Below are 25,551 nucleotides of genomic sequence, written 5' to 3' on the forward strand. Positions count from 1 at the left end.
CCTCAAGGCGAGGTGTGCGGTATAGGCGGATATGGGGCAGACGCCTGGTCGTACCCGCCGTGGCGCTGGCGCTGCTGGCTCCGGCCGGACCTCTGCAGGCCGCAGCAGCCGAGGGCGGTGGACTGGGGCGCCCGGACATGCCGGAACCGCGGGCCAGCAAGGTCCATGAGATGAACGGGTTGGGCGCGAAGAAGGCTCGCCAGAAGGTCGCCAAGGGCAAGGAGGCCGACGCGGCGCAAGCCAGGCGCGCCGCAGCTGAGGAGAAGACCACCTGGCCCAAACCGGACACGGCCACCATCCACCTCCGTAAAGACCAGTCGGCCACCGCTGACCTGGGCGGAACTCCGGTGGCGGTGCAGCCCGAGCACCGCGCCCGCACCGCGCCCGCAGCGGGGGACGCGCAGGTCACCGTGCTCGACCAGAAGGCTGCACACAAGGCGGGCGTCACCGGTGTGCTGCTCACCGCGGCAGCGGACTCCGCCGGGAGAGCGGACATCAGTGTCGACTATGCGGACTTCGCCTCCGCGATCGGTGGCGGCTGGGCACAACGCCTACGGCTCGTGCAGCTGCCGGCCTGCGCGCTGACGACACCGCAGAAGGCAGCGTGTCGAAAGCAGACTCTCCTCAAGTCCGACAATGACCTGGCGAAGCAATCGGTCTCCGCACAGGTGCAGCTGCCCGAAGCACAGTCGGGCGGTCCTGCCAATCAGTCGGCGTCCAAGGCCGGTGTAGCCGGTGTGACGGTGCTGGCAGTTACGGCCGCATCGGCCGGGTCCGGTCAGTCTCCCAAGGGGACCGGTGACTACTCGGCCACTGCCCTGTCCACGTCCGCCTCGTGGCAGGCCGGCGGCAGCTCCGGCGCGTTCACCTGGAACTACGACTTCGGCCTCCCGCCAGCAGCGGCCGGACCCGCACCCACCCTCGGTCTGTCCTACGACTCGGGGCGTATCGATGGCGAGACTGCCAACACCAACAACCAAGGCAGCGCCGTCGGCGAGGGCTTCACGCTGACCGAGTCCTACATCGAGCGCAGTTACGTCAGCTGCGACAAGGACGGCGACGACCACGACAAGGTCTACGACCGTTGCTGGAAGTACGACAACGCCCGTCTCGTCCTCAACGGCAAGGCCACCCGCCTGATCAAGGACGCCCAGGGCAAGTGGCACCTTGAGGACGACGACGCCTCGACCGTGACCCGCTCGACGGGCGCCGACAACGGCGACGACAACGGCGAGTACTGGACCGTCACCACCGGGGACGGCACCAAGTACGTCTTCGGCCTCAACAAGCTCGACGGCGCGGACGACCAGCGCACCAACTCCACCTGGACCGTCCCCGTCTTCGGCGACGACTCAGGCGAACCGGGCTACGACAAGGGCAGCGCCTTCGCCGACCGGGCCTTGACCCAAGCCTGGCGGTGGAACCTCGACTACGTCGAAGACACCCGCGGCAACGCCGCCGATTACTGGTACGCCAAGGAATCCAACAACTATAAGAAGAACAAGTCCGAGACCGCCAACGCCTCCTACACCCGTGGCGGTTACCTCAAAGAGATCAAGTACGGGTTGCGCGAGGACGCGCTGTTCACCGACGACGCCGACGCGAAGGTGACCTTCTCGCACGCCGAGCGCTGCACGGTCGGTGACTGCAAGGAACTCACCAAGGACACGGCCGAGCACTGGCCGGACGTCCCGTTCGACGCGATGTGCACCGACGGTGACACGGACTGCAACGCGGCAGGCCCGGTTTTCTTCTCCCGTAAACGCCTCACCAACATCGACACCTTCTCCTGGAACGCCGCCGACAAGCAGTACGCGCCGGTGGACTCCTGGGCCCTGACCGAGGACTACCTCGACGCCGGTGACATCGGCGACACCACCGACCACGTACTGGTCCTGAAGGCGATCAAACAGACCGGAAAAGCCGGCACCGCCATAGACGTCAACCCGATCACCTTCACTTACCAGTTGCGGCCCAACCGCGTCGACGGCACAGACAACATCCTGCCGCTCAAACGGCACCGCATCGAGACGATCACCTCCGAGACAGGGGCAATCACCACGGTCACCCTGTCCCAGCCCGAGTGCAAGCGCGGCGAGGTCCTGGGCGCCGCGCAGGACACCAACACACGCTCGTGCTATCCGCAGTTCTGGAACATCAACGGCGCAACCGAGGCGTCGGTCGACTGGTTCAACAAGTACCGCGTCCTCGCCGTAAACGTTGCCGACCCCACAGGCCAAAACGAGCTGGTCGAGTACGCCTACGACTACAAGGGTGCCGCCTGGCGCTACGACGACGACCCATTCACGCCCAAGGACGAGCGGACCTGGTCCCAGTGGCGCGGATACCGAGACGTCACCGCCCGCACGGGGGCCACCGACACCGTGCGTTTGACGACGGTCTCCCGCTACCTGCAGGGCATGCATGGTGACAAGAACAAGGACGGCACCACCAAAACCGTCAGGGTCGATCCGTTGCTGGACACCGACGTCGACTTCGTCACCCTGACCGACAGCGACCCCTATAACGGCAGCTTGCTTCAACAGGTCACCTACAACGGCACCCAACCCATCTCCACCAGCTACACCGACTACACCTACAAGAACACCGCCACCCAGTCGGTTCCAGACGCAGCCGGACACACCGCCCGATGGGTCAGGCCCAACACGTCGTACCAGAGCACGTACCTGACCGCGCCCAAGACCTGGCGTACTCACGTCGCCACCACGCGCTATGACGACCTGGGGATGGTCAGGGAGGTCGACGACTACGGGCAGAAGGGCACAGGCGGCGACGAAACCTGCACCCGCACCTGGTACGCCCGCAACACCGACGTCGGCATCGTCGGCCTGGTCGCCCGCACCCGCACCGTTGCCAAGGACTGCTCGGTCGCCGACAGCGCGCTGGATCTGCCCACGGACGACTCCCGTCGCGGTGACGTCCTGTCGGACACGGCGACCGCCTACGACAACGCCACGTGGTCGGCGTCGATGAAGCCGTCCAAGGGCCTGCCCACCTGGGCCGGCCGCGCCAAGGCGTATTCAGGCGGCGCCCCGAACTGGCAGGCGACCGTCACCACCGCCTACGACACCCTTGGCCGCCCCACTACGGTAACCAACGCCGACCAGAAGGCGACCACTACCGCCTACACCCCCGCCGACGCGGGGCCACTTACCAAGACGGTCGAGACCAACCCGCTGGGCCACAAGACCACCAGCTTCATCGACACGCGCCGCGGACAGCCACTTCGCACCTACGACGCGAACCTGAACAAGACCGAGCTCACCTACGACGCGCTTGGCCGACTCACCCAGGTGTGGCTCCCCAACCGCTCCAGCGCAAGCCAGAGCCCCAGCAAGAAGTTCAGCTACAACATCAGCAACACGAAGCAGTCCTCGGTCTCCACATCGACCCTGAAGAAGGACGGCGAGACCTACAACACCGGCTACTCCATCTTCGACGCGTTGCTGCGGCCGTTACAGACCCAGAGTGAGACTCCCAACGGAGGCCGTCTGCTGACAGATACCCGCTACGACTCCCGGGGCCTGGTCTACGAGACGCACGCGGACATCTTCGACAAGGACAGCACGCCCAACGGCAAGTACACCCGTGCCGAATACGGCGAGGCACCGACCCAGACCGTCAGCGAATTCGACGGCGCGGGCCGTGCAACCACCAGCACGTTGTTGGTGTACGGGGTCAAGAAGTGGTCCACCACCACGAGTTACACCGGGGACTCCACCGCCATCACCGCCACAGACGGCGGCAGCGCGACCCGGACCATCACCGACATCCGCGGCCGCATCGTGGAGAGCCGCGAGTACTCAGGCAAGTCCCCGGACGACACCCAGTACGGTGCCACGCCCGGCATGCCCTTCACGTCGACGAAGTTCGCATACACCCCCGACGGGCTGCAGAAGCAGATCACCGGCCCGGACGACGCCAAGTGGTCCTCTGACTACGACCTGTTCGGCCGCAAGATCGAGACCACGGACCCCGACGCAGGCTCCAGCACCATGGGCTACGACGTCCTCGACCGGGTGATCAAGTCCGCCGACTCGCGCAAAAAGACCCTCTTGACCGGCTACGACGCGCTCGGTCGGATCACCGGCACCTGGGCGGGCTCCAAGTCGGACGCCACCCAACTGACCGCCAGCACTTACGACGCCCTGCGGAAAGGGCTGCCCGACACCTCCACCCGCTACATCGGAGGCAAGAGCGGACAGGCCTACACCAACACAGTCACCGACTACGACGTCCTGTCCCGCCCGACAACCACGAAGCTGGCCCTGCCCGCCGCGGATCCCTTCGGCAAGGCAGGCGCACCGTCCACGCTGGAATTCGAAACCGCCTACAACCTCGACGGCACCATCAAATACACCAAGGAACCGGCCCTGGGCGGTCTGCCCTCCGAAGTCGTCGAGTACGGCTACAACAGCGTCGGCGGCATCACTTCCGTCGGCGGCTCCACCGGCTACCTCCTTGCTGCGGACTACTCGCCTCTGGGCGAGCCCCGACAACTCATCCTGGGCACGGCGAGCAGTGACGATCAAAAGAAGACTTACATCAACAACGCCTTCGAAGAGGGCACCGGTCGCCTCACTCGCAGTTACGTCACCGACCAGACCCACGGCTACATGCCGCAGGACCTCAACTACACATACGACCAGGCTGGAAACGTCACCTCCATCGCCGACCCCACCAACCTCGGCGGCACCTCCGCGGCCGAAACCCAGTGCTTCGCCTACGACGGCCATCGCCGATTGACCGAGGCCTGGACCCCCAGCACCCAAAAGTGCACCGACCAACGCAGCGTGAACAGCCTGTCCGGACCGGCCCCGTACTGGAACAGCTACGACTACAACAAGGCCGGCCAGCGCACCACGGAAACCGTCCACAAGACCACAGGCGACACCAAGACGACGTATTGCTACACCAAGACCGACCAGACCCACTTCCTGACCGGCACCACCACCAAGAACGATTGCAGCATCCCTGAGAAGTCCTACATCCCCGACGCGGCCGGCAACACCATCAAACGTCCGGGCACGACCGGTCCCCAGGACCTCAAATGGTCCGACGAAGGCAAGCTCAGCACGCTCACCGAAAGCGGCAAGGCGACCGACTACCTATACGGCGCCGATGGCAACCTCCTCATCCGCGGCACCCAAAGCGGCGAGCGGATCCTGTACGCCGGAGCCACCGAACTCCACCTCCGCGCCAACGGCACCACCTGGGCCCAGCGTTACTACACCGCAGCCGACCAGAGCATTGCCGTGCGCTCCAACGAAACCGGCACCAACAAGCTGACGTACCTCGCCGGCGACCGCCACGGAACCCACTCCCTGGCCATCAGCGCTGACAGCACACAGAGCGTCAGCAAGCGCTTTTCCACCCCGTTCGGTGCTGAACGGGGCAAACCTGCTGGCACGGCCTGGCCCGATGACAAGGGATTCCTGGGCAAGACACGCGACACCACCACTGGCCTTACCCACATCGGGGCCCGCGAGTACGACCCGTCGATCGGCCAGTTCATCAGCGTCGACCCGGTCCTGGCCCCTGAACAGCCTCAAACCCTCAACGGTTACAGCTACTCTGCCAACAGCCCCATCACCCTCAGCGACCCCACCGGTCTTTATATCGACGACGGAACCGGTCACAGCGAACCCCACCCCAAAGCCACGGGCAAACCCCGCAATAACGTTGGTATACCCGCCGGCGGAACAGGAAGGGGCGGCTGCTATTACACCTGCAATTATGGCGGTGGTGGGAGTGGTGGGAGTGGTGGGAGTGGTGGGAGTGGTGGAGTCGGCGGTACAACCGTCAAACAACAGGTTGTGACTCGCCTCATCGAAACCGGACCCACGACTGACGATGAGGACACGCTGCTCCGCTATTACACCGCGCAGACCTCAGCGCTCTCCGGAGGGCTCGGAGACTTCTGGAATACCGGGGTGGGTGAGGGCGATAGGCTCGCCATGGCTTGCTATGGCAGGGATGGGTGCATGAAGGCTCGCACCTACCTCCTCGAGACACATGATGTGGAAGGAGCTAAATACCTCGCCGCCACCTACTGCCTCGACCACGCCAAGCGATGCGCCAGCAACGCCAACTACGAGAAACTGACCTCCGACCTGATGAGCGAAGCCCTCGGGTTGATCGCGCTCGGGATGGGTGGAGGAAAGTATGGGTGCAAGTGCTTCTTGGCGGGCACTGACGTGCTGATGGCCGACAAGGCCACCAAGAACATCGAAGAGGTGAAGGTCGGCGACGAGGTTCTTGCTACAGACCCTCGCACCGGAAAGACGGTGGCACGTAAAGTCACACGTTTAATCCGAACTGACGGCGACAAGTACTTCAACCGAATATCCATCGCCACTCGTAACGGCATCGAGAAAATCACCGCGACTCACGAGCATCCCTTCTGGTCGCCGTCGGAAGGGAAATGGGTCGCCGCGGGCGAGCTCCGTGCAGGCATGACTCTGCGCACGGACACCGGTGCTGTCGTCATCGTGACTGCCAACTCCTCGTTCACCCGGCACGCACGTACCTACAACCTGACTGTGGACGACCTGCACACGTACTATGTACTCGCTGGTCAGACGCCGGTACTCGTTCACAACAGCAACTGCAACTCGCTCACGCGTGCACAGTCTGACGATGTTGCGAATTTCTTGGGGTACACGAAGACCAAAATGAAATCTGCAGGCGGGGCCCCAATTTGGGAGAACAAGAAGGCTGGAGGTGGTCAACCTCGGTATATCACCTACGATCGGACCGGGCATAACAAGCAGGCAATATTCAAGGGTGCCAGCTTCCGTAATCCTTTCCAGTCGACGAAGGATTCGGCTCGGGACGGAACGTATGGGCTGGATGTATCACCGACAGGAGAGGTGTTGGGTCTCAAGTGGCTAGCCAAATGACAGCCGAGCTCGTCGTCAGCCCGAGCGACCAACACGTACGAGCCTCCCTGGCAGAGGCGCCGGCCTGGAGTGCCTACGCGGTGGATTTGCGGAGGTTGCTCAACGCGGTGATCGAGGAATGCGGAGCTGACCGTCTTGAGGTCAGTGAGTTGCTGGTCAGCCAACCGCTCCCTGACCCATACTGGAGGCTCCGCAACGGGATGCAGGCCAACCCGGCGGAGGCGATAGATCTCGCTGAGCGGATGGCAGCTGGGTTGGGACCGTACTGCCGACTGGTCACACCGGGGCGGCTTCGCGTCGAGTCGGGATGGGATGGGGCGATCCATCTGTCAATGGATCCAGTGGTAGCCAATTCGCTTACCGGGCTCGCTGGCGACAACCTGTCTCTTGAGTGGCGCGCCTCAGAACCGGATCCTGAGGAGGAGCCAAGACTTGTCGATGACGTCGTGGATGACGAGTTTTGGGGCTCGGTTCGAGCGGCAGCCGATGGGCTAGTTCTGTTGTGTGAGCGCTGGGCGCACGGTGCGTACGGCTGCCGATGGTTCCGGGTGACTGCGGGAAATGTAGCGGAGGTGGCACAGGAGGTACGACCTCGCTCGCTCCTCTGCGTTGTCGCAAACCCGGACCTGCGGCTCGATGCGGGACTATTGGACGAAGATTTCACTGCGTTCGAAGCCCCGCTCACGCCTGGCCAGCTCAATTACCGCGCCCACCCAGGGGGGGCCGAAAGTCTCGCTGAAGTAACGGACAGGGGATTGTCGTTCATGCTGGCGGATGTGGTCTTGGCTGGGTGGTGCGCCGTAGTGCCGGATTCAGACGGCGTAGTCAGAGCGGCATGGGAGAGCCCTGGCGATGGGTGAGGAGCGAGGCGGGGGCTATCTCAAGGAATAACCGTTTCGCGATCGAAGTGATCGGTGATCCCGCCTTGGAGGGTGGCATCTCGTTAATGGCCGACAAGCACGAGCGCCTGGAACTGGAGCAGGCGAGGTCGTCCAGGCGCCGAGTGCTCCAGGGATAACTGACGGCATGCGCTGGAGATCCCCGGAGAGTCGTGGCTCTGCGGGCATCTCCAGCGGTCCGTCCCGGCCGGGACGAGGGAGCCGCTAGGTGCAGTCAGCGGCCGACGGACGGGGACGAACTGTCCTGTTCGTCTTCCTCGTCCTCCAGGTCGTTCACGGTGTCGAGATCGTTGCCGGAGGGTGCGGGCAGGCTTGCGCTGTGGCTCACCGCGATGCGGTGCACATTGCCAAGGGCTTCAGTCAACTGGACTGCCAGCAGATGCAGTTCGCCCTGCGTCCACTGCCGCTTGCCCAGGAGATGCTTGGCCTTCCGGAGGAGTTCCCCGGCCAGGCCGAGCTGCGCTGCCTCCATGTTGTCAGCGAGCCGGGACAGGTATCCGGCCCCGTCGCCTGAGAGGTAGCACGGCTTGCCCCCGGGCCCAGCCCACGGCAGCAGGCGCAACTGTCCGGTCCCGCTCGTCATGCCATGGCCTCCACTCCGTGAATCAGCCGGGGGCCGATGTAAACACCGCGCACTGCCAGCCGGAGGGTGTGACGCCGAGCCTGCCGCTTCTGCTCCTCCCACTGCGCGTGCGCGACCAGATACGGGACCAGTCCAATCTCCTCACCACGCAGTGCCCGGGCGGCCGGTACGCGAGCCGGACGTACGATCGACTCTTTTACAGCAAGGCCGACGGATGGGTGATCAGGTCTCCGGCGGCGGCCAAATGCGGGCCACAGCAACCGCAGCAGCGGTTCGAAGATGTGGACGATACAGTGCGGCACGTCGACGCTCCTGTCAGCGTTGGCCATGCCCCCGGACCGTTCGCCCGGTCGCGGGGGTCCTGACGAGACGTCAGCTTGTCGAACGACGATGCGCGACAGTTGCACCGAAGGGTGCAACTCCTCCTGACGGGAATCCGCTATATCCCCATCCATTCCGCATACTGCGCCAGCGAGTTGTTACGCACCCGCTCCTGCCGCTTCAGGGTCAGCACGGTCTCCCGCACGGTGGGGTGGTAGCGGGTCTGCTGCGGGGCGATACGCCGGGCCTGGTGCAGGCAGTCCAGGGCCTGTTCCAGGTGGCCGGTCCAAGTGTGGGCTCGGCCGAGGTCCATCCAGTGGTGCCCGGCCCGGGAGCGGGTCCAGCCACGCGGGATGCGTACGTTCTCGGCGAGTTCGATCGCGCGCCCGAAGTCGTTGGCCTCCGAGGCGATGGCCACTGCATGCACACCCACGTTCACCGGCCCCCAGGTGACACCGAAGTCGGGCAACTCCCCTGTCGTCTGGGCAAGGGCACGAGCCACGGACAGACGGGCGTCGGCGTGATCTCTGTCCTTCATCCGGCCCGCGATGGTCGCGGCGCGCAAGTGCAGCATGCCCCGCATCGCCTCAATGCCAGCCGGGCGGCGCGACTCCTGGCCATCGAGGTCCCGCAGACCTTTGTCGACCACGCGCAGCCCCACGTCGTAGCGACCCGACGACATCGTGGTCTGCGCACGCAGGAAGGCATGCATGGCAGCGAGCCCCGGCTCGTCGGCGCGCGGCGCGGTCCACGCCAGCCGGTCCAGCGCGATGGTCGCCAGATCGAGGAAGCCGAGTTTCCAGGCCACAGTGAACACACACCGAAAGGTCTCCGCCAGACACTCGTACGCCAGCCGCTGCTCCTCCCCGGTACTTGTGTGCACCGTCTGCACCGATTCGTCGATCAGCGCGGGCAGGTCGCGCGCCATGTCCGTGTACTGCGCCTGACGACGCTGCTCCAGAGCCCGCTGGACATCCGTCCAGATCAACGCGGCCGGGCGCGGAGCCGTCTCCCAGTCCAGAGCTATGTCCCAGTTCTCCAGTCCCTCACGGATCGGCTGGATCAGCGCGTCCATCCGGTCCCGGCGCAGTTCCTCGGCATACGGCTGCCCCAACAGTTCGGACGTGGAGACACCCAGCGCGCGGGCACAGGCAGCGACAAGAGCCGGAGACGCGGGCTTCTGTCCGCACTCGGCCTTCGACAACAGCGACTTCGACACGTGAGCCCGCATGGCCAGCCCTTGCTGCGTCAGGCCACGCTGCTTCCGGATACGGGCGATCCGGGCGCCGGTGTGCTCCTCGATACTCTGGGACACGGCGAACTCCGTTCTGCGGCAACACTCAGACGCTACCCCTGAGACACGGCTCCGGACCCCGGACAGTGATCACTTGGCTACCGGCAGGACAACGCCGCGCCGGTCCGACGCGTTGGACAGTCGGGCGTGCCCGGATCCTCGTACGCGTCGATCAACGCTCCCCCTGGGTAGGATCCGCGACCTGATGAGCGCCGGCACCTGCGGAAACGCCGGAGTTCGCGCTCGGTGAGCAGCGGCTACATCGCTGGTAGGTGAGCGGTCGGTGGTTCTCCGCGATCTTATCGGTGACCGGGTGACGTCTCATTGGTCAGGGTGAACCCCGGTCCCCTCGACCGGAGTTCACCGGCTGTGCGATCAGTTCGGGGCATCAACGGGCTACGCCTGCCACAGCCAGGTGGTCCGTTCATACATTGGCTCGAAGCCGACGCGCAGCATGTTGTGCAGCGACGGGTTGTGCTCACCGGGACCTTCCACGCCGGTCTCGGCGACGAGCCATCGACAGCCCTCGGCCGCGGCCGCCCGGACGCGAGCGGTGAGCAGCGCCGACTGGGCGCCACGGCCGCGCGCTTCCGGGAGCGTCGCCCCGCCGAACATGTCGGCGCACTGCCCGTTCAGGAAGAGGCTGCCGACCGCGACGATCCGCTCACCCGCCCAGACCGCGAACTGCCGCCAGTTCGGCGCACCCACACAGGACGCGGCCATTTCGATCATGGCGGGGGCGGTGAACCCGAAGGTGGTCATCATGACCGTGGCCCACTCCCGGGCCTGGTGGGCTTCGACGACCCCGACGCGCCAACCCGGATCCAACGCGGCACGGTCGGCGACGGTGGGCAGGGTTTCGATGTCGCAGCCCAGCTTGGTGAATCGGCTGCCCTCGACGAGGCCCAGTTTCGTGGCGGTGGCGTCCCAGTCCGGCGGCAGCAACGGCGGTGCGATCATGAGAGAGCCCTGCGACACCCCGTGCTCCCGATAGAAGGCGCACACCCGGGCCAGGTCGTCGACTGTGATCGGACCATCGGCGCCGAACCCACCAGCCCGGTTGAAGAATTGGCTCGGGTCCTCGCGGATGGCCAACGCCCGCGTCGAGCCGACGTGCAACGAGCCGAGGCCCAGGGTTTCCCGCACGGACATCGACGCGCTGGTCGCGAAGTCGGCGTAAGCCATGATCTCGGTCAGCTCGGCGAGGCCGGGCGGCACAGTGGTCGTCATTTCACGATCCTCCCGTTCGGGCGGTGATGAGGTAGCTGGATCCGGCCTTGTCTCAGGCGGTGAGGACGTCCAGCGCGGCGGCGTGCACGCCCGGCGCGGCGGCGAGGTAGCTCCCGCCGGTCAGTTCCCACGGTTTGCCCTCGAGGTCGGTCACGACGCCTCCGGCCTCCTGGACCAGCAGCACGCCCGCCGCGTGGGACCGGACGTTGTCGAACTGCCAGTGCAGGTCCATCCGGCCCGCGGCGACCTGGGCGAGCTGGTGGGTCACCGGTACGGAGACCCGTACATAGAGGGCGGAGTTCGTCATCGCGGCGAAGGCGGAGCCCATCCGCTGCGCGAGCTCGGGGTCGTGACCCGGCTGGGCCTGGCCGGTCCCGGCCAGTGCGCCGTCCAACCGCGTCTTGGCCGAAACCCGCAGCCGTACACCGTTGAGGAACGCCCCGTCGCCCTCGGTCGCGGTGAACATCTCGTCGAGGACCGGGAAGTAGACCACGGCCAGCACCGGGCGGCCGTCCCGGACGAGGCTGACGCCGATGTTCCAGTCGGGCATGCCGTGCACGGCGTTGACGTTGCCGCCGACCGGGTCGATGAGCCACCACTCGCCCGTGGCCAGCGGTCCCGATCCGTGTTCGTCGTTGAGCCAGCCCGCGCTCGGCAGGGCCTCGGTCAACGCCGGGCGCAGCGTGTCGACCACGGCCGCGTCGTTGGCCTGGAGGTACGCGAGCAGTTCGGGGAGCCCGGACGGACGGGACTCGGTGGCATAGCGCGTCATCATCCGGGCGCCGGCGTGGCGGACGGCGGCGACGGTGGCGGCAAGCAGTTCCTGGCTCATGGGATGCTCCTGGAGTTGATCGAAGTGGATCTGTGTCTTGTGAGGATTTACTTGTATGCAACTGGACTTGAATCTGCTGACCGTGCTGGACGCCCTGCTCGAAGAGGGCAGCGTGATGGGTGCGGCCGAGCGGCTGCACCTGTCCTCGCCCGCGGTCAGCCGCACCCTCGGCCGGCTTCGCGCCGTCACCGGGGACGACATCCTGGTGCGCACCGGCCACTCGATGGCTCCCACCCCGTACGCGGTGTCGGTGCGGGAGGACGTGCACCGGCTGGTCAGGCAGGCGCACGAAGTGCTCTCGCCGATCCGTGAGCTGGACCCGGCCGAGATGGATCGCACCTTCACGATCCGGTGTCACGACGCGGTGGCCGCGTCACTGCTCCCCGTACTGGTCGGGAGGATCCAACAGCGGGCTCCCGGGGTGCAGTTGCGGGTGCTTGCGGAGAACTCCGTCGACACCGACGACCTGCGCCACGGCCGCGTCGATCTGGAACTCGGTGGCGGTAGGCCGAGTTTGCCCGAGTTCCGCTCCGAGCGGCTCGGCGACGACCGGCTCGTCGTGGCGATGCGCGCGGGCCACCCTTGCGCCGCCGGACTCGACCTGGCCGCCTACGCGGCGCAGCCGCATGTGGTGATCTCCCGGCGTGGCCGCCTCGCCGCGCCGATCGACGACGCGCTGGCCACCGAAGGCCTCAGGCGCCGGGTGGTCGCGGCGGTGGCGACGGTGTCCACCGCCCTGCAGATCGCCGCCCGGAGCGACGCACTGGTCAGCTGCACGGCGATCCTCGGCGGTCCGCTCATCGAGGCGTTCGGGCTCCTCACCCGGCCGCTGCCGATCGAGTCCCCGGTGGCGACGATCAACTGCAACTGGCACCAGCGCTACGACTCCGACCCCGCCCACGCCTGGCTCCGCGAGCAGGTCCGGGCTTCGATCGAGGAGCTCACCGCCTGCTGACTACTCCGCCAGGGGCAGAGCAACGGCGCCGGGAAAGCCGGGAGCCTCGGCTTCGTCGAGCATCGCCGCGGCGACGGTTTCCCGGCTGACCTTCGCACCGAGGTCGAAGGGAGGCGCCGCCTTTAGACCGACCGTGCGCCGACGGGGGCTTTCCGGCCCGTCGGCGAGCATCCCGGCGTGGAAGACGGTGCCCCCGGCCGCGAGAACGGTGTTGTCGGCTTCGACCTTGTCCGCGAGCCGGTCGCCCAGCACCTCGGCGAGGACGCCCGCGCCCGGACCCGCCACTTCGGCCGACTTGCCTGTGCCGTAGGCGCCGAGCCAGATGACGCGCCGTGGGCCGGCGGCGACGACGGCCCGGGCACCGGTCAGGAGAATCCCGGCCCGGTCCGTACCGAGCGCGGAAAGGACCACGGAATGTCTGTCCACGACGGCGGCGATACCGGCCGCGTCGGTCACGTCTCCCGCCACTTTGCGCAGGTTCGGGGAGTCGGGCAGGGCGATCCGCTCGGGATCACGCGCGATGGCGGTCACGGTGTGACCACGTCGCAGTGCCTGTCGGGTGAGGGCGATTCCGGTCTGGCCGGAGGCCGCGAGCACGGTGAGGTTCATGCCGAGAACGCTAGGGAGTTCCTCATTTAACCTCGCGCTTTCACGAGGTGGGCTGTCCGATGGCTGATCAAATGAGCGAGGAGTGCCTCTGACCTGGGACGATGGGACTTGTCTAGGGTCCTGTTCGTCATCAGGAAAGCTGCACTCCTCAGGTGAAGAAGAGTATCGGGTCGTACCCGCATGTACGTGTCCGGGGCGACGGCCGCCACGTCGTCTCGCAGGCCGGTTCGGTCCTGCTCGTCGAAACAGTCCGCAAGAGTGGGCTTGACCAGGCGATATCCGCCGCGCTTGCGCCCTGGCGGAAGCCGCGGGCCGTCCACGATCCCGGCAAGATCCTCCTGGACCTCGCGCTGGCGGTCGCTCTCGGCGGGGACTGCCTCGCCGACATCGCCGCGCTGCGGTCCGAGCCGGACGTCTTCGGCCCGGTCGCCTCCGACCCGACCGTCTCCCGCCTGATCGACACCCTCGCCACCTCCGGCGAGAAGGCACTGCAGGTCATCCACCGGGCCCGGGCCGAAGTCCGCTCCCGCATCTGGTCGTTGGCCGGCGACAACGCCCCCGACCAGGGAGGTGAGGTGACGGTCGATCTGGACGGCGTCCTGGTCCTCGCCCACTCCGACAAACAGGACGCGACGGCGACCTGGAAAAAGACCTACGGCCACCATCCGCTGATGGGCTTCGTGGACCACGGCCCGGGCGGCACCGGCGAACCGGTTGCAGCCCTGCTGCGGCCCGGGAACGCGGGATCCAACACGGCCGCCGACCACATCACCGCCACCCGCCTCGCCCTGGCCCAACTGCCCAGGAAATACCGACGCGGACGGCAAACCCTGATCCGCACGGACTCAGCCGGCGGCACCCACGCGTTCGTGTCATGGCTTGCCCGGCGAGGCCGGTGGCTGTCCTATTCCGTCGGAATGACGATCACCGAGGCCATCCACCAGCACGTGCTGAAGATCCCCGAACCGGCCTGGACACCGGCCATCGAGACCAGCGGCGAGGTGAGGGACGGGGCCTGGGTCGCCGAACTGGCCGGCGGCGTCCTGGACGGCTGGCCGCCGGGCACGCGGCTGATCGTCCGCAGGGAACGGCCGCATCCCGGAGCCCAGTTGAGGTTCACGGATGCCGACGGCATGCGGCTCACCTGTTTCGCGACCAACACCCCCGGCCGGCCGATCGCCGAACTCGAGCTTCGTCACCGGCTGCGGGCTCGCGCGGAAGACCGCATCCGGGCCGCCCGGGCCACCGGCCTGCGCAACCTCCCCCTCCACGACACGGCCCAGAACAAGGTCTGGCTGGAGATCGTCCAGATCGCTCTCGACCTGCTGGCTTGGATGCCCATGCTCACCCTGACCGGCAAGGCCCGGCTCTGGGAGCCCCGCCGCCTGCGGTTCCGCCTGTTCACCGCAGCCGCCCAACTCGTCACCACGGGCCGTCGGCGGATCCTCCGCCTGGCCCGCCACTGGCCCTGGACCGACGACATCACCGCAGCGCTGGCCCGGCTCGCCCTCCTCCCCAACCCAGGCTGACCAGCAGCTTCCTCGTCCCTGCGAGCATCAGCATCACAGCCCGGGCAGTGGAACCCGGCGCCCACCCGGCGCGACACTCGGGCCCCTGACCTGCCTGCGACCCCTCAAAGAAAGCGAACCGGTCCGCCGACTCCGTCGGCGGACCGTCGAGAAAGATCGAGGTTAACATCAAGTGCAAAGATCTGACTTGATGATTTACTCAGACGCAATCGAATGCTTGCGGGGCCGAAGATATCGCGAGAACTCCACCGCGCCGGTCACCGCGAACGCGAGTCCCACGCCGACGGCGACGGCGACAACGAGGAGCGTGTTCTCCTGGAAGAAGACGCCACCGAGGTATCCCGACAGCGCGGTATAGGCACTCCATGTAAAGGTGGAAAGCGCCACGTACGCCATGAAATTGCGCAGCGGCTATCTCACCACCCCCGCTGTTCCCGTGGCGAGATAGCGTCCGACCGGAATGAATCGCGTGGAGACGAGTATGAAGCCGCCGCGTAATTCGAGTTCGCGCTCGAACCAGTCGTACGCCTTCCGGCGCTTGGTGCCGACCGGTAGGTGCTTCAACGCGCGTTCCCCCATCAACTGGCCGATGGAGTAGGGAACGAGGTCGCCGAGAAAGGCGCCGACCGTCGTAGCGGCGATGACCAGCATGATGTTCGTCTGCCCGGTTGCCCCGGCGACGTCTTCGACGGCTGCCTCACCGGCACCGGCCTACGCAAACCACCACGACGATGTCACGCGCTCATGGTCAGTAATGGTAGGGCAGGGCGCGAAGCGCGCGGCCTACGTCCTTGCCGTAGATGCGCTGTACGTCCATGCCGGGAAGGCTCGGCATTTCGGCCCAGTGCGTGACCACTTCCTCGCACGGCGGCCCACCGACGGGGAAGCGGACCACGCCGTCGGAGTCGTAAAAGCAGTTCTCGATGATCTCCCCGGTTTCCTCCACCGGATGGATGCGACGGAAGTACATGGGGAGTACCAGCCAGAACTCCTGACCGGAGAGCGAGTCGGGGTCATCCTCCTGCTCACCCGGATAGCGACCGGTCACGGCTGCGAGGATGCCGGCACCGTCGTAGGGGAGTCGCTCGTCGGCTCGGATCCATTCGACTGTCGTATGCACGCTTTGCTTTCTGGTCGAGAGGCGTAGGTGAGTGCCAGTCCACCCGAACTCGTGGCTCGCCGCATCGGGGATGTCCCCCAGCACGCCCCTGAGATCACCCCAACCCTGCTTCACCGACGACCTGGGCGATGATCACGTTCTCGTCCCCGCTTTGGAACCGCTCGGCCGCCTCCAACCGCAACTTCTCCCGGAAGGCCCGCCGTTCGTCCGTGAGTCCACCACCCTGCGCGTACCTCATACAGGCGGCGTACCGCAGGGATCACGAGCCGTCAGCCCCTACGACACCACGCTTTGAAGGTCGGTAACGGCCGCTGAAGAAGTCGGTGAGGGCGGCGGCGACGACCTCGGGCTGCTCCTCGGGGATGTAGTGACCGGCGTCGGGCACGATGGTGCCGGTCACGTTCTCGGCCCACGGGCTGATGGAGGCCGCCATGTCCGGGATCGAGCCGTGGCTGCTGGAGATTCCGAGGACGGGCGCGGTCAGTCGCCGTTGCTCGAGCGCCGCGTGGTTCTTGCGCGCGGACTCGGCGGCATCGCGGTAGTAGGCGAGGCCGGCGCGCAGGCCGCCATCGACGGCGAGGGCCGCGCCGTAGTGGTCGAGCTCTGCTTCCTCGAACGCGTCGGGCGCGAGGGACTTGGTCTTCAGGAACCAGCTGATGTACTCCCGCTCGCGGCCGGCTATCAGCGTCTCGGGAAGATCGGGCACCACGTGGAACGCGAAGTGCCAGGTCTTGAACGCCAGAGTCGGGTCGAGAGGGATCGCTTCCGGCATGGTGATACCGGGAATTCCGGCGTCGAGCAGCGCGACCCCGTGCAGTCGGCTCTCGTAGTTCAGGGCGAGGGAGAAGGCGACCCAGGCGCCGATGTCGTGCCCGGCGAGCCAGTAGTCCCGCACGCCGAGAGCGTTCACAGCGGCCTGGATGTGCGCGGCGACCGTGTGCGTGTCGTAGCTGAGCTCCGGATGCTCGGAATTGCCTTGGCCCGGCCGGTCGATCGCTATGACCCGGAACCGATCGGCGAGAGCAGGCATGACCTTTCGCCAGGCCCACCACGTCTGCGGGAACCCGGTGAGCAGGACGACGGCCGGCCCGTCCGGCCGACCGCCTTCGACGGCGTGCAGGCGGACGCCGTCGGCGTCGACCCAGCGGTGCGTGAATCCGGCCAGGTCATGCAGGGGCAGGGCGGGGACGGGGTTGGTCATGGGAATCCTCCATCGAGGCGGGTGGACCGTGATTCGACGCTAGCACTTCTTGAACTGATCAGTCCAAGATGGGAGGATGGGCTGCATGGCAGGCAAGAAGCAGTTCGACATGGACACGGTGCTCGACGCCGCGATGATCCAGTTCTGGCGCTCCGGCTACGCCGACACCTCGCTCGACGACCTGTCCCGGGCGACCGGCCTGAACCGCAGCTCGATCTACTCCTCGCTCGGCGACAAGGACGCGCTCTTCCTTCGCTGCCTGGATCGCTACGCCACGCGCTACGGCGACAAGTTCGACGCCGCCCTCTTGTGTGCGGCCGAGGATCCCGTCGCCGCCGTCCGTGCGTTCTTCGATGTCACCCTGGGGCGCATCGCCGACCCCGCCGTGCCCGACGGATGCCTGATGGCCCAGTCGGTCATGGCGAGTCCGGCGCTGAGCCCAAGCGTCGCAGAGCATGTGAAAGAGTTGTTCGGCCTACAGCGCCCGCGCCTGCGCACCGCGCTGAAGGCCGGCGGAATGTCCGACGAGAACGCCGACGACTTCGCCGTACACGTAGCGGCCGTGAACCAGTCTCTCGCGGTGATGGGTAGGGCCGGGTCGAGCCCGGAGCAACTCCGGGCGATCGTCGGTGTGACCGTCGACGCGCTCGCGCGGTCGCTGCGCCGATGATCAAGGTTCTCGAAGCCTTTGATCAGGACAGGGGTCGCGTTCGCGTGCCGCCCTCCCTGATCGGCGTCCTGCAGCGCCACTGCACCGCATCGACTCCGCCTGCCCGGATCCGGAACCGCCGCAGTTCACCTCCCTGGCGGAGACGTTGAGCCGGACACCCGATCCCCGCCGGGTCCACGGCCGTCGCTACCACCTGGGCTCCCTGCTCGCGCTGTGCCTGGTCGCCGTGCTCGGCGGAGCCAGGTCCCTGGCCACCATCGCCCGCTTCACGGCATGGCCGTCCACCTGCTCGCCGCCGCGCTGCACGGCTGCCAGACCGTGATCGCCCAGCGTCAAGTCGCCGCGAAAAGCAACGAGATCCCCGCCTTCGCCCCGCTGCTGGACCGGCTCGACCTGAGCGGCGTCGCCGTCACCGCCGATGCGATGCACACCCAGCGGACCCACGCCGAGCACGTCATCACCGCCGGCGGCCACTACCTCATGGTCGTCAAGGGAAACCAGAAGAAGCTGCGCAAGCAGTTGCGGCGCCTGCCCTGGCGGGAGATCCCGCTGCGGGCCCGCACCACCGCGGCCGGGCACGGCCGAAGGAGGTTGAGGCCCTGCACCACGTCAGAGACGTCACCCATAGCGAGGACGCCTCGCGAGTGCGCACCGGCACCGCACCCCGCGCCATGGCCACGCTGCGGAACCTGGCTATCGGACTCATGCGCCAAGCAGGCTGGACCGACATCGCCGCCGCAGTCGATTACTACCGGTCAGGCCCCCAGCACGCAACCGCCACGCTCGGACTCACAGCTTGAGAACGCATCGCCCCTGGGCGGGTGAGTGTTCCCCGCGCCGTTTGGGTGAGCCGCGGTTGCGCGCGGCCCGTGCTGGTGCGGACCTACGACCGCGTTGGTTGGTTGGCGATCAGAAGGGTGCTGTCCGCGGGGCGGAAGCCCAGGCGTGCGTACATGCGCGCGACGGTGTCTTCCGCGTAGGCGAGGAAGATGGTGCTCACCCCGTGGTCGCGAGCGTGGTTGACCAGGGCCGTGGTGATGGCTGCTGCCAGGCCCTGGCGGCGGGCGGTGGGGAGGGTGCCGATGCCGCCGATCTCGGTGGTGCCGTGCGCTGGGTGGTAGTGGCCGGTGGCCAGCGGGGTGCCGTCAGGGGCAAGGGCAGCGATGATCGTCTTGTGCCCGGCGCGGATCGTGGGGCGGATCGATGTCACGGTGCCGTCCTTGGTCAACTCGTCGGCCACCACTGACAGTTCTTTGTGGCCCGCCGATCCGACGGCGGTGCCCTGCTCGGCGAAAGCAAGGCGGGGCAGGGCGAGGGCTGCGGGCAGTGCGGGGTCGTCGGCCGTCAGCACGTGGAGTTTCACGCCGTCCGGCACCGGGTTGTGCGTAACCGGGTGGTGTGGATCGATGACCATCAGCGGGCGTTCGGACACTGGCAGGTCGGCGGCCTCGATACGAGCACGCAGGCCCGGCGCGATCTCGGCGAGCCACTCGAATGCCTCTGGAACGCCGAGTTCGCGCTGCCGCGCCCGCGCCCGGGCGATGTCAGCCGCGGTCACGGCCGAGGCTCCCTCTGCGGTGGGTTGTGCATGCCCGGGGCCGCCGTAATACGGGGTGCCTGGTTTCCTTCGCACGAACAGCCGTAACGGACCGAAGTCTTCAGCCTCGGCGAACAGCAGGGGCACGGTGGCGTAGTACTGCTCGATGCGAGCACGCAGCGAGTTGCTCATGCGGGGCATCCCAGCAGGGTATTCATCCGGCTTGTCTCCTCATCGGCTGTGACGAACTGACCTCCTGTCCGCATCGGACGGGGACACCCACTCCAGACCGAAGCCGCGGATCCTGGACTGCGGAAGATCACGCCAGACTGTCCCGCCACGCCCGGTGCAGGTCCGCGAAGCGGCCGGTGCCCGCGACGAGTTCGGCCGGGGTGCCGTCCTCGACGATGCGGCCGTGCTCCATGACCAGGACCCGGTCGGCGATCTCGACCGTCGACAGCCGGTGCGCGATCACGACCGCCGTACGTCTCTTCAGTACCGTCGCCATCGCCCGCTGCACCGCCCGTTCGCCCGGGATGTCGAGCGAGCTGGTCGCCTCGTCCAGGATCAGCACCGCCGGATCGGCGAGCAACGCCCGGGCGAACGCGACGAGTTGGCGCTGACCGGCGGAGATACGGCCGCCCCGCTTGCGGACGTCCGTGTCGTAGCCGTCGGGCAGGGCGCTGATGAACTCGTGCGCGCCGATCGCCTTCGCGGCCCGCTCGATGTCGTCACGGGTGGCGTCCGGCCGCCCGATCGCGACGTTCTCGGCGACTGTGCCGGAGAACAGGAACGCCTCCTGCGTCACCATGACCACCCCGCGCCGCAGCTCGGGCACGGACAGCTCGCGCAGGTCGACGCCGTCGAGCAGGACCCGGCCCTCGGAGGGGTCGTAGAAGCGGGCGAGCAGCTTGGCCAGCGTCGACTTGCCCGCGCCGGTCGAGCCGACGACCGCGACCGTCTGCCCGGCCGGCAGCGTCAGTTCGAAGGTGGGCAGCACCTCGCCGCCGGTGCGGTAGGCGAACCGGACACCGTCGAAGACCGCCTCACGGCCGGGGAGTTCGGACTCGAGCGGCGGAAGCTCCCTGGGTGTTTGCGGCTCGGGCACGGACGGCGTCTGGGCCAGCAGTCCCGCGATCTTCTCCAGCGAGGCCGCCGCCGACTGGTACGAGTTCAGGAACATGCCGAGCCGGTCGATCGGGTCGTACAGCCGCCGCAGGTACAGCACCGCCGCTGCCAGCACCCCCAGCTCCAGCGAACCGTCCGCCACCCGCTGGGCGCCCCACAGCACGATCAGCGCGACGGCCGTGTTCGCGACCAGCCGGGAGCCGACGACGTAGCGGGCCATCTCGAGCAGCGCGTCCCCGTTGATGTGCTCGTGACGCTTGTTGAGGCCCGCGAAGTCGGCGTCGTTGGCGGCCTCGCGGCGGAACGCGCGCACCGGACGGATGCCGTTCATCGTCTCGACGAACTTCACGATCACGGCGGCGATCGCCGTGGACCGCTTCCCGTACACCAGCGCCGCACGCCGCCGGTACGTCCGTACCAGGAGGTACAGCGGCACGAAGGACGCCACCGCGACCGCGCCGAGCCCCAGGTCCAGCCAGAGCAGCAGGGCCGAGATGTAGACGAAGGAGAGGATGACGGTGATCAGCTCCTGCAGCCCCTCGCTGAGGAGTTCACGCAGCGACTCCACGTCCGTGGTGGAACGGGAGATGAGCCGGCCCGAGGTGTAGCGCTCGTGGAAGTCGATGCTCAGCGCCTGCGCGTGCCGGAAGATCCGGCCGCGCAGGTCCAGCAGTACGTCCTGGTTGACGCGGGCGGAGGCGATGATGAACGCGTACTGGAGCCCCCCGGAGGCCAGCGCGCACAGCAGGTAGCCGACGGCCACGGCGACCAGCGGGCCGTTGTCGTGGTCCCGGAACGCCGGCACCGCGCGGTCGATGGCGTACGCCACCAGCAGCGGCCCCACCTGCACCGCCGCCTGCTGGAGCAGCAGGAGCAGCGTCGTGAAGGCGACCCGGGCCCGCAACGGGGCCAGCAGGGAACGCAGCAGGGTGGCGGTGGCGCCCGGGGGAGCGGGCAGGACGTCATGGTCGAAGACGTCCCCCGAATCGGGGGGTTCCCCGGCCGGTCGCCTCTTGTCCGGTGCGGTGGTCGTGGTCGTCGTCATCGGCCGTCCTCCTCGTCGGTGCCGGCCATCAGATGGGCGTACTCGGCGTTGGAGCGCAGCAGTTCGTGATGGGTGCCGACGGCGGTGATCCGGCCGCCGGACAGCAGCGCGACACGGTCGGCGAGCAGGACCGTCGACGGGCGGTGCGCCACGATGAGGGCGGTGGTGTCGGCGAGGACGTCCCGCAGGGCGGCCTCCACCGCGGCCTCGGTGTGGACGTCGAGGGCGGACAGCGGGTCGTCCAGTACCAGGAAGTCGGGCCGACCCACGACCGCCCGGGCCAGCGCGAGGCGCTGCCGCTGGCCGCCGGAGAGGCTGTGGCCCTGCTCGCCGACCTGGGTGTCGGTGCCCTGCGGGAGGCGGTGCACGAAGTCGGCCTGCGCCACGCCGAGGGCACGCTCCAGCTCGACCGTTCCCGCGCCGGCCCCGGCGCCCATGAGGACGTTCTCGCTCACGGCGGCGGAGAAGAGGGTGGGTTCCTCGAAGGCCACGGCGACCCTGGAGCGGAGCTCCTGGCGGGACATGGCGGTGATGTCCTGCCCGTCCAGGGTGATCCGGCCCGATGTCACCTCGTGCAGGCGGGGGACCAGGGCGGTGAGGGTGGTCTTGCCGCTTCCGGTCGCGCCCACCAGGGCCATGGACTCGCCGGGGCGGATGTGGAGGTCCACGCCGTCCAGGATGGGCGGGGAGTCCTCGGGGGCGTCGGGGTAGCGGAAGCGGACGTGGTGGAAGCGCAGGCCGCTGTCCTCGGCGGGCGTCCCGCCGGTGCCGCCCTTCGACTCCGGCTCCTCGTCCATCACCTCGAAGTACCGCTCGGTCGCCGTCGCCGCCTCCTGACTCATCGCCAGCAGGAACCCGATCGAGTCCACCGGCCAGCGCAGCGCGAGGGCCGTGGACAGGAAGGCGACCAGCGTCCCCGCCGACAGCTCCCCATCCGCCACCTGCACGGCGCCCAGCACCAGCGCCGCCCCGATGGCCAGCTCCGGCAGCGTCACGATGACGCCCCAGATGGTCGCGAGGAGACCCGCCTTGCGCAGCTCGGTCCCGCGCAGGGTCCGGGACAGCTCACGGAACGCCCGTGCCTGGCTGCGGTGCCGCCCGAACCCCTTGATGATGCGGATGCCGAGCACGCTCTCCTCGACGACCGTCGTCAGGTCGCCCACCTGGTCCTGCGCGCGCCGCGCCACCAGCGCGTACCGCTTCTCGAAGACCACGCACGTCACCATCACCGGGATGGCCGGAACCAGGATCACCAGGCCCAGCGACCAGTCCTGCACCAGCATGATCACCACACCGACGACGATCGTCACGCCGTTGACCAGCAGGAACGTCAGCGGAAAGGCGAGGAACATCCGCAGCAGCATCAGATCGGTGGTGCCCCGGGACAGCAACTGCCCCGACGCCCACCGGTCGTGGAAGGCGACCGGCAGCCGTTGCAGACGCCGGTACAGGTCCGCCCGCATCTCCGCCTCGACATGGGACAACGGCCGCGCCACCAGCCACCGCCGCAGCCCGAACAGCAGCGCCTCCGTGAGCCCGAGCAGCAGCAGGTACAACGCCCCGAGCCACACGCCCGCCCCGTCCCCGTCGGCGACCGGCCCGTCCACCAGCCACTTCAGGACGAGCGGGATCACCAGCCCCGTGCAGGAGGCGAGCACCGCGACGAACGCGGCGGTCAGCAGCCGCGCCCGCACGGGCCGGACGTACGGCCACAGCCGCAGCAGGGTTCGTACGGCGGAGCGGTCCTTGGTGATTGCAGGTGTCATCACAGGTGTCGTGGCCATCAACAGGGAGCCTACGGACCGGCACTGACAACGCCCACCGAGTTTTGGCCGGACCAGGGTCGGCCGCTGGTCCTACGACCTGCGTGTTCGAGGCGTCGTACAACCTGTGTCCCACCACCTCGTGCCGGACGACGTCATGGCGCGGGTCGTAGCATCGCATCAACCGATCGGCTGATGCCGCTTCGAGCGCGACGGCCGATGTGCGCGCGGGCCGCTCGCCGGGACGCTGGTGCCATGTCCGTCATCGAAGTCACCGACCTGCGCAAGTCCTACGGCGACCGAGCCGTCGTCGACGGTGTCTCCTTCGCCGTCGAGGAGGGCGAGGTCTTCGGCGTCCTCGGCCCGAACGGCGCCGGCAAGACCACCACCGTCGAGTGCGTCGAGGGACTGCGGGTCCCCGACGCGGGCCGGGTCCGGGTGACGGGCCTCGACCCCGTCGCCGAGCACCGGGCCACCCGCGAGGTCCTGGGCGCCCAGCTCCAGCAGAGCGAGGTGCAGGCCAAGTTGACGGTCCGCGAGGCACTGGAGCTGTACGCCGCTTTCTACCCGCGCCCGCTCGACTGGCGGCCGCTCGCCGAACGCCTCGGTCTGACCGCCAAGCTCACCACCCGGTTCGGCAGGCTCTCCGGTGGCCAGAAGCAGCGCCTGTTCATCGCGCTCGCCCTCATCGGCGATCCGAGAATCGTCGTCCTGGACGAGCTGACCACCGGCCTCGACCCCCGTGCCCGCCGGGACACCTGGGAGCTGATCGAGGACATCCGCGAGCGTGGCGTGACCGTCCTGCTGGTCACCCATTTCATGGAGGAGGCGCAGCGGCTGTGCGACCGGATCGCCGTGATCGACAAGGGGCGGGTGGTCGCGCTGGACAGCCCGTCCGGCCTGATCCGGCGCTCGGCCGGCGCCACCGTCGTCAGCTTCACCCCGTCCGCGCCCCTGGACGACCGTGACCTGAACGCGCTGCCCCAGCTCGCCTCGGTCCAGCAGCTGGACGGCCGGATCACGCTGTCCGGCACCGACGAGACCGTCAACGCCGTCATCACCCTCCTGGCCCGCACCCACATCACCGCCCACCAGCTCCGCGTCACCGACGCCACGCTCGACGACGCGTTCCTCGACCTCACGAAGGAGGCGGCTGCATGAGCGCGGCCGTAGTCGACACCGCCGTACTGAAAACCGAGATCCGCCTCTTCCGCCGTGAACCCGGCGCGCTCTTCTGGATCCTGGGGTTCCCGGCCCTGCTGCTGGTGATCCTCGGTTCCGCCCCGTCCTTCCGGGACCCCGAGCCGTCCCTCGGCGGACTGCGGACCATCGACATCTACGTCCCGGTGGCCGTGCTGCTCGGGATGATCGTCGGCGGTCTCCAGGCCATGCCGCAGACCCTCACCGGCTACCGCGAGCGCGGCATCCTGCGCCGGATGTCCACCACACCGGTCCGGCCCGCCGCCCTGCTGTCCGCGCAGATGCTGGTCTACGGCGGTGCCGCCCTGACGTCGGCGCTGCTCGCCCTCGCGGTCGGCCGGTTCGCCTTCGACGTACGACTGCCGCGACAGCCCTTCGGATACGCCGTCGCCCTGGTCCTGGCGATCCTGGCCGCCCTCGCGCTCGGCGCGGTCGTCTCCGCGCTGTCCAGGACCACGAAGATCGCGGGCGCGATCGGCTCCGCCGTGTTCTTCCCGGCGATGTTCTGCGCGGGCGTGTGGGCGCCGGTGCAGACCATGCCGGACGCGCTGGCCCGGTGCGTCGGATACACCCCGTTCGGCGCGGCGGCCGAGGCCCTGAGCCAGGCGGCGGCCGGCCACTGGCCGGGGTGGGGGCACCTGGGCGTGCTGGCGATGTGGACGCTGCTGCTCACGGGCGCCGCGAGCCGCTGGTTCCGCTGGGAGTGAGCGTG

General features: G+C 67.9%; 22 protein-coding genes. 8 read left to right on the forward strand and 14 right to left on the reverse strand.

All coding sequences use genetic code 11. From position 1 onward, the window contains the following. Nucleotides 1–59 precede the first annotated feature (59 nt). Nucleotides 60–6,923: a toxin C-terminal domain-containing protein gene (locus ABZ027_RS23740; protein WP_356771485.1), complete on the forward strand. Its 6,864-nt coding sequence runs from the start codon at nt 60–62 to the stop codon at nt 6,921–6,923. Between the two features lie 1,113 nt (nt 6,924–8,036). Here the strand turns inward: ABZ027_RS23740 and ABZ027_RS23745 are convergent. The 5 genes from ABZ027_RS23745 to ABZ027_RS23765 form a co-directional block, all read right to left on the reverse strand. Continuing rightward, entirely contained in the window at nt 8,037–8,405 is a 369-nt protein-coding gene (locus ABZ027_RS23745) for a hypothetical protein (RefSeq protein WP_356771487.1), read from the reverse strand. Then, entirely contained in the window at nt 8,402–8,734 is a 333-nt protein-coding gene (locus tag ABZ027_RS23750; RefSeq protein WP_356771489.1) for a hypothetical protein, read from the reverse strand. The genes ABZ027_RS23745 and ABZ027_RS23750 overlap by 4 nt, the downstream gene beginning before the upstream one ends. A gap of 110 nt (nt 8,735–8,844) precedes the next feature. Then, nucleotides 8,845–10,041 carry a helix-turn-helix transcriptional regulator gene (locus tag ABZ027_RS23755; RefSeq protein ID WP_356771491.1) on the reverse strand — a complete coding sequence of 399 codons (1,197 nt, stop codon included), beginning with the start codon at nt 10,039–10,041 and terminating at the stop codon, nt 8,845–8,847. 375 nt (nt 10,042–10,416) lie between these two features. Further along, nucleotides 10,417–11,250, reverse strand: a complete 834-nt coding sequence (locus tag ABZ027_RS23760) for a GNAT family N-acetyltransferase (RefSeq protein WP_356771493.1) — start codon at nt 11,248–11,250, stop codon at nt 10,417–10,419. A gap of 52 nt (nt 11,251–11,302) precedes the next feature. Continuing rightward, entirely contained in the window at nt 11,303–12,082 is a 780-nt protein-coding gene (locus ABZ027_RS23765) for an inositol monophosphatase (protein WP_356771495.1), read from the reverse strand. A 55-nt stretch (nt 12,083–12,137) separates the two neighbouring features. Between ABZ027_RS23765 and ABZ027_RS23770 the strand changes: the two genes are divergently transcribed. Continuing rightward, a complete protein-coding gene (locus ABZ027_RS23770; protein ID WP_356771497.1) occupies nt 12,138–13,037 on the forward strand; it encodes a LysR family transcriptional regulator in 900 nt (299 codons plus the stop codon). Here the strand turns inward: ABZ027_RS23770 and ABZ027_RS23775 are convergent, their stop codons facing one another. Next, the gene (locus ABZ027_RS23775) at nt 13,038–13,646 is read right to left on the reverse strand and encodes an NAD(P)-binding oxidoreductase (RefSeq protein WP_356771499.1); all 609 of its coding nucleotides are present in this window, start codon (nt 13,644–13,646) and stop codon (nt 13,038–13,040) included. Between the two features lie 152 nt (nt 13,647–13,798). Here ABZ027_RS23775 and ABZ027_RS23780 point away from each other — a divergent pair, with 152 nt between their 5' ends. Continuing rightward, entirely contained in the window at nt 13,799–15,175 is a 1,377-nt protein-coding gene (locus ABZ027_RS23780; RefSeq protein ID WP_356771501.1) for an IS1380 family transposase, read from the forward strand. A 195-nt stretch (nt 15,176–15,370) separates the two neighbouring features. Here the strand turns inward: ABZ027_RS23780 and ABZ027_RS23785 are convergent, their stop codons facing one another. The 5 genes from ABZ027_RS23785 to ABZ027_RS23805 all read right to left on the reverse strand — a co-directional run bounded on the left by ABZ027_RS23785 (nt 15,371) and on the right by ABZ027_RS23805 (nt 17,496). After that, nucleotides 15,371–15,562: a hypothetical protein gene (locus ABZ027_RS23785; protein WP_356771503.1), complete on the reverse strand. Its 192-nt coding sequence runs from the start codon at nt 15,560–15,562 to the stop codon at nt 15,371–15,373. A gap of 24 nt (nt 15,563–15,586) precedes the next feature. After that, nucleotides 15,587–15,829 carry a VTT domain-containing protein gene (locus tag ABZ027_RS23790; RefSeq protein WP_356771657.1) on the reverse strand — a complete coding sequence of 81 codons (243 nt, stop codon included), beginning with the start codon at nt 15,827–15,829 and terminating at the stop codon, nt 15,587–15,589. Nucleotides 15,830–15,923: 94 nt separating this feature from the next. Further along, nucleotides 15,924–16,295, reverse strand: a complete 372-nt coding sequence (locus tag ABZ027_RS23795; RefSeq protein ID WP_356771505.1) for an AQJ64_40280 family protein — start codon at nt 16,293–16,295, stop codon at nt 15,924–15,926. A 94-nt stretch (nt 16,296–16,389) separates the two neighbouring features. Beyond that, complete coding sequence (locus ABZ027_RS23800; protein WP_356771507.1) at nt 16,390–16,533, reverse strand: hypothetical protein; 144 nt, start codon at nt 16,531–16,533, stop codon at nt 16,390–16,392. A gap of 21 nt (nt 16,534–16,554) precedes the next feature. After that, entirely contained in the window at nt 16,555–17,496 is a 942-nt protein-coding gene (locus tag ABZ027_RS23805) for an alpha/beta hydrolase (RefSeq protein ID WP_356771509.1), read from the reverse strand. Between the two features lie 85 nt (nt 17,497–17,581). Here ABZ027_RS23805 and ABZ027_RS23810 point away from each other — a divergent pair, with 85 nt between their 5' ends. From ABZ027_RS23810 to ABZ027_RS23820, 3 genes are all read left to right on the forward strand, one after another. Then, the gene (locus tag ABZ027_RS23810; RefSeq protein WP_356771511.1) at nt 17,582–18,166 is read left to right on the forward strand and encodes a TetR/AcrR family transcriptional regulator; all 585 of its coding nucleotides are present in this window, start codon (nt 17,582–17,584) and stop codon (nt 18,164–18,166) included. 145 nt (nt 18,167–18,311) lie between these two features. Next, nucleotides 18,312–18,488 carry a transposase family protein gene (locus ABZ027_RS23815; RefSeq protein WP_356771513.1) on the forward strand — a complete coding sequence of 59 codons (177 nt, stop codon included), beginning with the start codon at nt 18,312–18,314 and terminating at the stop codon, nt 18,486–18,488. Beyond that, nucleotides 18,440–18,991, forward strand: a complete 552-nt coding sequence (locus ABZ027_RS23820) for an ISAs1 family transposase (RefSeq protein WP_356771515.1) — start codon at nt 18,440–18,442, stop codon at nt 18,989–18,991. The genes ABZ027_RS23815 and ABZ027_RS23820 overlap by 49 nt, the downstream gene beginning before the upstream one ends. 58 nt (nt 18,992–19,049) lie before the next feature. Here the strand turns inward: ABZ027_RS23820 and ABZ027_RS23825 are convergent, their stop codons facing one another. From ABZ027_RS23825 to ABZ027_RS23835, 3 genes are all read right to left on the reverse strand, one after another. Then, entirely contained in the window at nt 19,050–19,904 is an 855-nt protein-coding gene (locus ABZ027_RS23825) for a GNAT family N-acetyltransferase (protein WP_356771517.1), read from the reverse strand. 118 nt (nt 19,905–20,022) lie between these two features. Continuing rightward, nucleotides 20,023–21,876: an ABC transporter ATP-binding protein gene (locus tag ABZ027_RS23830; protein ID WP_356771519.1), complete on the reverse strand. Its 1,854-nt coding sequence runs from the start codon at nt 21,874–21,876 to the stop codon at nt 20,023–20,025. Next, a complete protein-coding gene (locus ABZ027_RS23835) occupies nt 21,873–23,660 on the reverse strand; it encodes an ABC transporter ATP-binding protein (RefSeq protein ID WP_356771521.1) in 1,788 nt (595 codons plus the stop codon). Before ABZ027_RS23835 ends, ABZ027_RS23830 begins: the two co-directional genes overlap by 4 nt. Nucleotides 23,661–23,894: 234 nt before the next feature. Between ABZ027_RS23835 and ABZ027_RS23840 the strand changes: the two genes are divergently transcribed. Together ABZ027_RS23840 and ABZ027_RS23845 are read left to right on the forward strand one after the other, a co-directional pair. Next, the gene (locus tag ABZ027_RS23840; RefSeq protein WP_356771523.1) at nt 23,895–24,800 is read left to right on the forward strand and encodes an ABC transporter ATP-binding protein; all 906 of its coding nucleotides are present in this window, start codon (nt 23,895–23,897) and stop codon (nt 24,798–24,800) included. Next, entirely contained in the window at nt 24,797–25,546 is a 750-nt protein-coding gene (locus ABZ027_RS23845; RefSeq protein WP_356771525.1) for an ABC transporter permease, read from the forward strand. Before ABZ027_RS23840 ends, ABZ027_RS23845 begins: the two co-directional genes overlap by 4 nt. Nucleotides 25,547–25,551: the final 5 nt, after the last annotated feature.

Source organism: Streptomyces sp. NPDC006332 (genome assembly GCF_040612855.1).
Lineage (GTDB): Bacteria > Actinomycetota > Actinomycetes > Streptomycetales > Streptomycetaceae > Streptomyces.

Excerpts from the sequence above, each read along its gene's own strand:
- ABZ027_RS23820 (WP_356771515.1), top strand. The coding sequence starts at position 18,440 with ATGGCCGTCCACCTGCTCGCCGCCGCGCTGCACGGCTGCCAGACCGTG.
- ABZ027_RS23840 (WP_356771523.1), top strand. The coding sequence starts at position 23,895 with ATGTCCGTCATCGAAGTCACCGACCTGCGCAAGTCCTACGGCGACCGA.
- ABZ027_RS23750 (WP_356771489.1), bottom strand. The coding sequence starts at position 8,734 with ATGGCCAACGCTGACAGGAGCGTCGACGTGCCGCACTGTATCGTCCAC.
- ABZ027_RS23805 (WP_356771509.1), bottom strand. The coding sequence starts at position 17,496 with ATGACCAACCCCGTCCCCGCCCTGCCCCTGCATGACCTGGCCGGATTC.
- ABZ027_RS23800 (WP_356771507.1), bottom strand. The coding sequence starts at position 16,533 with ATGAGGTACGCGCAGGGTGGTGGACTCACGGACGAACGGCGGGCCTTC.
- ABZ027_RS23830 (WP_356771519.1), bottom strand. The coding sequence starts at position 21,876 with ATGACGACGACCACGACCACCGCACCGGACAAGAGGCGACCGGCCGGG.
- ABZ027_RS23765 (WP_356771495.1), bottom strand. The coding sequence starts at position 12,082 with ATGAGCCAGGAACTGCTTGCCGCCACCGTCGCCGCCGTCCGCCACGCC.
- ABZ027_RS23745 (WP_356771487.1), bottom strand. The coding sequence starts at position 8,405 with ATGACGAGCGGGACCGGACAGTTGCGCCTGCTGCCGTGGGCTGGGCCC.
- ABZ027_RS23835 (WP_356771521.1), bottom strand. The coding sequence starts at position 23,660 with ATGGCCACGACACCTGTGATGACACCTGCAATCACCAAGGACCGCTCC.
- ABZ027_RS23825 (WP_356771517.1), bottom strand. The coding sequence starts at position 19,904 with ATGCCCCGCATGAGCAACTCGCTGCGTGCTCGCATCGAGCAGTACTAC.
- ABZ027_RS23770 (WP_356771497.1), top strand. The coding sequence starts at position 12,138 with ATGCAACTGGACTTGAATCTGCTGACCGTGCTGGACGCCCTGCTCGAA.
- ABZ027_RS23845 (WP_356771525.1), top strand. The coding sequence starts at position 24,797 with ATGAGCGCGGCCGTAGTCGACACCGCCGTACTGAAAACCGAGATCCGC.
- ABZ027_RS23775 (WP_356771499.1), bottom strand. The coding sequence starts at position 13,646 with ATGAACCTCACCGTGCTCGCGGCCTCCGGCCAGACCGGAATCGCCCTC.
- ABZ027_RS23810 (WP_356771511.1), top strand. The coding sequence starts at position 17,582 with ATGGCAGGCAAGAAGCAGTTCGACATGGACACGGTGCTCGACGCCGCG.
- ABZ027_RS23760 (WP_356771493.1), bottom strand. The coding sequence starts at position 11,250 with ATGACGACCACTGTGCCGCCCGGCCTCGCCGAGCTGACCGAGATCATG.